The sequence below is a fragment of the Streptomyces mayonensis genome, assembly GCF_018982965.1.
Classification (GTDB): Bacteria; Actinomycetota; Actinomycetes; order Streptomycetales; family Streptomycetaceae; genus Streptomyces; species Streptomyces mayonensis.
Window position 1 is genome coordinate 1 of record NZ_JACBYP010000229.1, and the last position, 4,118, is coordinate 4,118.

The following is a 4,118-nucleotide window of genomic DNA, read 5'->3' on the forward strand; positions in this document are numbered from 1 at the left end:
GGAGAGGCCGGGGAGGCGGGCGGGGCGGCTGCGGAGGCCGGGGCGCCGAGCGCCTCCTGGGTGTGACCGCCGGCCGCGGCGTGGTCGTGGGAGTGCCCACGGCCGTGGCTGTGACTGTGGCCGCGTCCGTGATGGGCGGGACCGTGGTCGTGATGGCCGGGACCGTGGTCGTGACGGGCGGGACCGTGGTCGTGATGGCCGGGACCGTGATCGTGATGAGCGGGACCGTGGTCGTGACGGGCGGGACCGTGATCGTGATGGCCGGGACCGTGGTCGTGGCCGCCCGGCCCCTGGCTGGGGTCGTGGGAGTGCCCGTGATCCCCGGAACCGTGATCGTGGCCATGCCCGTGGCCGTGACCACCCGGCCCGTGGCTGTGGCTGTGGCCGTGGTCGTGGGCCGCCGTGAGACCGCGGGGCAGGCCGTCGTCGCCGTGCCGGTCGCGCCGGTGCCAGGCGTCGCCCACGCGCGCGTCGAGCACGCCCGCCGTCGCGGACGCCGTCAGGAGCGGCCCGCCGATCTCGCAGTGCGCGGGGTCCGGCACGGGCGGCACCGCCCAGGCGGCCGGGAGCAGCACGACGCGTTCCGCGCCCAGCGCCCGGCAGCGCCGTACGCCCCCGGCCGGGTCCGGGTCGCCGCCGGTGAGGGCCACCTCGACCGTGCGGTGCCGGCCGTACTGCCGCACCAGGCGCGCGATCCGGAACAGGTCCGCGTCGGCGAACGGGTCACCGGACGGTGCGGTGACCAGCAGCGCCCGGTCGTCCGGTACCCGCGTGGCAGCCGCCCTGAGCCAGCCGACCAGGTGCTCCGCGGTTCCGAACGGCTCGGCCAGCACGGTCCCGGCCCGCTCCGCGGGGGTCAGGCCGAGCAGGGTGCGGGCGGCGTCGGCGACCAGCTCCGGGTCGCGGCCCAGCGTCATCGGCACCACGCACACGTCCTCGCCGCGGGAGCGCGAGGCGCGGACGCGGCGGAACAGTTCGCGGCCGCCGGACACACAGGGGACCCGGGGGTCCATCACGTCCAGCAGGTCCCGCAGGGCCTGTCCCCCGTCGCTCTCGTGGCCGCAGACCGCGACCACCGTGCCCCGGCGCACCGTCAGCCGCCGACCGGGTCGTGGCAGGAGACCAGCTTGTTGCCGTCGTCGAAGGTGGCTTCCACCTGGAGCAGCGGCAGCATCTCCCGGACACCCGGCATGGTCTGGTCCTCGCCGACGACCTGGCGGCCCAGTTCCATGCAGTCGGCGACGGTCTTGCCGTCCCGGGCGGCCTCCAGGATGGCCTCGGTGATGAGCGCCACCGACTCGCTGAAGTTGAGCTTCAGCCCGCGCTCCCGGCGTTTGCGGGCCAGGTCGGCGACGACGTAGACCAGCAGCTTGTCGATCTCTCGGGGGGCCAGGTTCATGGGGGACTGCCTTCCTCGGTGACGCGGGGGCGTGACACGGTCGTGGGCCGGACCTCAGGAGTCGTCGGCCAGCGGGGTGATGCGGGACAGGAAGGGCACGGCCGCCAGCAGGGCCCAGGTGGTGATGTTGAACGGCCAGGTGAAGGTGTGGCTGCCGAACTTCTCGAACAGCACCGACAGTGAGGCCGTCAGGGCGGTGCTGGCGGCGGCGGCCAGCACGGTGTAGACGAAGTTCCAGGCGGTGGCGCGCAGCAGGACGACGCCGAAGGCGAGGCTCGTCAGGACCGCGTTGTAGCCGTAGATCCCCTCCCCGATCAGTGCGGCCGGAGCCCCGAGCGCCCATGCGGTGAGGGTCCCGACGATGCTGCCCAGGGCGGCGAACAGTCCCACCCGCCATCCGGCCAGGAAGAGGCCGACCAGCATGATCAGGCCGACGTACCAGGTCTCGACCAGGAAGATCTGGGAGACGTTCGAGAAGAAGCTGTGCCACAGGTCGGTCCAGCTCACGTCGGGTGTCCTGGGGGTGGCCGGGGTGACCGCGGACTCGGGGGTGCCGTGCCAGATGCGCTCGAACGAGGGGGCGCCCAGCACCATCACCAGGGAGACCAGGCAGAACGGCCCGGTGAACGCCCTGAGTCCGAAGGGGCTGAGCAGGGTTCCGAGGGTGGCCGTCACCAGGGTGCACGCCACGGCCGCGCACACGGCCATGACGTAGGTCGAGGGGTGGTGGCCGAGGTAGACCACCATGGCGATGCCGCCCAGCACACCGCAGTAGGTCATCAGCCCCTGGGTCACGGAGTCGTGCGAGACCGCCAGCAGCCGCGCCGTCAGGGTGGAGACCACCGCCCCGACGGTGGCGAACAGGCCGATCTCCCAGCCCGCCACCCAGAGGGCGACGAGGATGACGAGCGAACACCACACGCTCGCCTGGAAGTCCACCTGTCCCACGCCGCGCAGCGCGCCGAGCGCCGTTCCCTTCCACGCGTGCGCGCCCGTACGAGGCGGCGCCTCGGGGCCGTGTTCGAACGACTGCGGGGCCACACCGGCTCCTTCGCGCAGGACGGAAGACCCATGACGGGTCGTCGAGAGGCGGGGAAACTGCCGTCCGTCCACGCGCGGCCGCATGATCGATCGCCAGCTAGTGTGACGATATGCACCTTATTGGCGATATGCACCTCCACCCTCACCCGGACTCCACGGTCGGCTCACGGGCGCCCGTGGTCGCCGCGGTGGCGGTCGGCGGTGCGGCCGGCGCCCTCCTGCGCTACGGCGCGTCCCGTCTGTGGCGCAACGGCAGCGACGCCGCCCTGCTGTGGCGGACGGGTGAAGCCGCCTTCCCGCTGACGACCTTGCTGATCAACGTGGTGGGGTGCTTCCTGATGGGGGTGCTGACCGTCGCGCTCAAGGAACGGTTCACCGGGGCCCCGCGCCTGCTGAACCCCTTCCTCGGCACCGGTGTCCTCGGCGGCTTCACCACGTTCTCCTCCTACACCGACGACACCCGCCGGCTGTTCGAGAACGAGCAGCCGGGCTACGCCGTGGCCAACCTCCTGCTGACGGTGGCGGGGGCGCTGACGGCGGTGGTCCTGGGCGTGGTCGCGGCACGTCTGCTCCTGACGCGCTCCCGACGTTCGGCCGGCGGAGAGGGCGGTGGCTCCTGATGGGTGAGTGGCTGCTGGTCCTGGCGGGCGGAGCGGTCGGCGCGCCGGCCCGCTACCTGATCGGTACGGCGACGAAGGAGCACCTGCGGTCGTCCTTCCACTGGGGCACGTTCCTCGCCAACATGGCCGCGGCCCTGCTGCTGGGCTTCCTCGTCCAGGCGGGCACCGAGGGAGCGCTGGGCGCGTCCGGGCAGGCGCTGCTGTCCACGGGCTTCTGCGGGGCCCTGTCCACCTGGTCGACGTTCTCCAACGAGGTCCACTCGATGGCGAGTGCCCGCCGGACGGCCGGGGCCGCGGGCTACGTGTTCGTCACGGTCGCCCTCGGTCTCGGGCTGTCCTTCGCGGGCATGGCGGTCGCCCGGGCTCTGTGGTGAGCACGGCCGCCACCCGGACGGCGCACGGGTGGCGGGCGGTACTGCCCCGGTTCGACCGGGGGCGAGCGGCGCGCGCGCTGACCGCCTTCGGGCTCTCCTTCGGCGCGGTCACGGCGGTCGGCGGGATCCACTACGGGATCTTCGCCGCGATGGGCTGCTATGTGGACGCGTACGGCGCCCGCGACCCCTACCCCCGGCGAGGGCCCCTGCTCCTGATCCTTTCGGCGGCCTTCCTCGTGGCCTTCGTCGCGGGCTCCGCGGCCGCGGGGGACGTGTGGGCCATGGTGGGGGTGCTCTCCGTGGTCTCCGTCTCCGCCACCCTCGTCGTGCGCACCCTGCGGCTGAGCGGGCCGGGCAGCTACTTCGTCGTCCTGGTCGCCGCCATGGCGGCCTTCCTCCCGCCGGCCCCGCTCACGGAGACGGCGGTCCGGGCCGGCTGCCTCGCCCTCGGCGCGGCCGCGTCCTGGCTGTCCGGCATGTCGGGGTGGCTGTCCCGGCCCTACGGGCCCGAGGAGCAGGCGGTGTCGGCGGCCTTCCGGTCGGTGGCGGCCTTCGCGCAGACGCGGACCGCTGCCGCAGGGGGCTGGGGGAACTCGGGGCCCTCCGGGGCGCCCGGTACCGACGGCGGGGCGAAAGACCCACGGGCCGGCGGCCCCTCCACCGCCCACCCCTCCACCGTCGGCC

General features: G+C 73.7%; 5 protein-coding genes and 1 pseudogene. 3 read left to right on the forward strand and 3 right to left on the reverse strand.

The genetic code is table 11. The features are described 5' to 3' along the window. The 3 genes from HZS56_RS37345 to HZS56_RS37355 all read right to left on the reverse strand — a co-directional run. A partial coding sequence (locus tag HZS56_RS37345; RefSeq protein WP_308408247.1) for a sirohydrochlorin chelatase occupies positions 1–1,091 on the reverse strand: 1,091 nt, incomplete at its 3' end. Between the two features lie 2 nt (positions 1,092–1,093). Further along, positions 1,094–1,399: an urease subunit gamma gene (locus tag HZS56_RS37350; RefSeq protein WP_216725252.1), complete on the reverse strand. Its 306-nt coding sequence runs from the start codon at positions 1,397–1,399 to the stop codon at positions 1,094–1,096. Between the two features lie 54 nt (positions 1,400–1,453). Then, positions 1,454–2,440: an urea transporter gene (locus HZS56_RS37355; protein WP_308408248.1), complete on the reverse strand. Its 987-nt coding sequence runs from the start codon at positions 2,438–2,440 to the stop codon at positions 1,454–1,456. 128 nt (positions 2,441–2,568) lie between these two features. Between HZS56_RS37355 and HZS56_RS37360 the strand changes: the two genes are divergently transcribed. The 3 genes and pseudogenes from HZS56_RS37360 to HZS56_RS37370 all read left to right on the forward strand — a co-directional run. Next, positions 2,569–3,060 (forward strand): fluoride efflux transporter FluC, encoded by a 492-nt coding sequence (locus HZS56_RS37360; protein WP_216725254.1) that lies wholly within the window; start codon positions 2,569–2,571, stop codon positions 3,058–3,060. Continuing rightward, positions 3,060–3,434 (forward strand): fluoride efflux transporter FluC, encoded by a 375-nt coding sequence (locus tag HZS56_RS37365; protein WP_216725255.1) that lies wholly within the window; start codon positions 3,060–3,062, stop codon positions 3,432–3,434. Before HZS56_RS37360 ends, HZS56_RS37365 begins: the two co-directional genes overlap by 1 nt. Next, positions 3,431–4,118: pseudogene (locus tag HZS56_RS37370) on the forward strand (hypothetical protein); the annotation flags it as partial. The gene HZS56_RS37365 and the pseudogene HZS56_RS37370, both read left to right, overlap by 4 nt.